Genomic DNA, 2,337 nt, shown 5'->3' on the forward strand with positions numbered 1-2,337 from the left:
TCGTAGATCGGCTTCTTGGTCTCCTTGGCCGCTGTTACCAGTTCTGCTACGCTCATGTACATCATAACTGACCTCCCTGATTATAAGTAAACTAAATTTGCGTGTCCCTGTGCTAATTTTTTGATTTCATCCTGTTTGAGACGGCGATCTAAATCATATTCATATAAATTGCCCCGAGCCGTCTTGTACTGCTGTTGGTCGTTTACTTTAGTCAGGTCAGCCAACTGTTTAGTCACGTGCTGATGGTCATTCTCACCACCCTGAACTAACAAGATAGGAAGTGGCCCTTTTGGTTTAACATCAAAACCATCCATCTTGATTTCACGAATTTCGATGGTCCCGCCCCCGATTGAACATCCAGCGACCGTCACTTGTTTATCATCATTCTCCAAGTCAATGATGGCGGTGTTCGGGTGGTTGATTGGGCTATCGCCAGGCTCTTCGATAAAGGTAATGTTCATCCCCTGATCCCGGGCCAAACCAATGGCATACGGAACCCGGCTATCATCAGGATCAAAGCCAAGAATGCCACTAATAATCGCATAGTCCGTGCCGTGGCCCTTGTGGGTTTGCGCAAATGATTCATAGTAATGAATGACAATATCTGTCGGTTTGTCCCGAAAAATGCTATTCGCTGCTCGCCCAATCGCACACGCCCCCGCAGTATGGGAACTGGATGGTCCAATCATAATCGGGCCAATAATATCAAAAACACTCTTGTAATTCACCGTCATTTTAGTCATCCTCCTATTTGAATCATCACGTTAACTTAAGCTTTGGCACGGGCAACTAGCGCTTCATTGCACATTCATCGTCAGTACACCGTTTTTGAAACTTTATGAATCTTGAAGTTACGGCGCAAGCAAGCACCACAGTTGTACTGATGAGAAAGCATACAGCCGTTGCATCAAAGCTTTCATTTCTGAATTAATTCCGCCGCTGTGATTAATTCAGCCTCAAGTATGGCCATTCGATTCGTGACCCTCACGAACCCCCAACACCGTCACGAGAATCTCGTCAACAACACCAGCAACGAGACTTATGACAAAAATTGGCTTCAATCATATTAACCAATGTGAATTCATCTCGTATTTCAGTCAGATTACTAAACAAACAATTTGATGATATTGAACAGGATACCACTAACTGCGATTAAACCAATGACCACAACAAAGACATTGCTGTGTTTGCCGGCATATTGCTGTAACTTAGGACTTTTATGAATAGCATACATTGGCATCAAGAACAAGATGAACGCAATGATTGGTCCAATGATGGTTTCAATCATTCCCATAATGGAAGGATTGATCCAGGCAACTATCCAGGCACTTAGTAGCAGAACCAGATCAACAATTGTCGAAACAGTTCGACTCGGAAGCGTCTTTTCAGATTTTTCTTCCATCTTACGAATAATCCCACGTAAGCCTTCACTCGTTCCTAGATAATGTCCTAAAAAGGACTTGGCAATTGCAATAAAGGCAATTACGGGAGAAACATATTTAATAATTGGGTTATTGAAAGCAGTCGCAACGTAATCAAGGATCGAGACATTTTCATTCTTAGCTTCAAGGATTTGGTCTGGAGTCAACGCCAATGTACAACTAATAACAAAGAACATTGCGACAATGACCATCAACGTTTCGGCCGACAATAGAATTGTCGAAATCTTTTTATCGACTCTGTCCTTGCCTTCCCCACTATATTCTTTACGTTCGGCAACGGAAAACGAAGAGATGATTGGCGAATGGTTAAACGAAAAGATCATGACAGGAATAAGTAACCACAAGTTGCCTAACGTTCCAACCAAGTGTCCCCCAGATACAGAACTGGAAAATGTTGAGAGGATTGCGCCATTCCAATGCGGAATAAGATAAAAGGAAAACAGAACGATTACAATAATAAATGGGAAGGCCAGGCCACTCATAACTTTGGTAATCAAAGAGGTGCCAAAGCGAGCAATTCCAATGAGGATCCCAACAAGTACAAGTGACAACAACCAACGAGGTGGTGTTTGCATGTGCATTTGGTCAGTAATAAATTTCGATACAGTATTCGTAATAGAAACAGAATAAACTAACAAGATTGGATAAATGGAGAAGAAATAAATAATAGTAAAAAGCAATCCAATCTTAAAACCAAAATGTTGTTCAACAACATCAGTGATGTCATCACCATCATTTTTAGCCGACAGGACAAACCTACTCAGGCCCCTGTGAGCAAAGAACGTGGTTGGCAAAGCCAAAATAAGTATCATGATAATACCAAGAATACCTGCCGTACCTACCCCAATCGGTAAGAACAACACGCCGGCCCCAATCGCGGTTCCGAACAAACTCA

At 42.3% G+C, this 2,337-nt stretch carries 2 protein-coding genes; both read right to left on the reverse strand.

Going from position 1 to position 2,337, the window contains the following annotated elements:
- Window positions 1-80: 80 nt before the first annotated feature.
- Window positions 81-734, reverse strand: a complete 654-nt coding sequence (gene sdaAB / locus AB3112_RS10785; RefSeq protein ID WP_367334486.1) for an L-serine ammonia-lyase, iron-sulfur-dependent subunit beta — start codon at window positions 732-734, stop codon at window positions 81-83.
- Window positions 735-1,105: 371 nt separating this feature from the next.
- On the reverse strand, window positions 1,106-2,337 hold a 1,232-nt coding region (locus AB3112_RS10790), incomplete at its 5' end, for an aromatic amino acid transport family protein (RefSeq protein WP_367334487.1).

The sequence above is a fragment of the Lentilactobacillus sp. genome (genome assembly GCF_040773105.1).
In the GTDB taxonomy this organism is placed as follows: Bacteria; Bacillota; Bacilli; order Lactobacillales; family Lactobacillaceae; genus Lentilactobacillus; species Lentilactobacillus parabuchneri.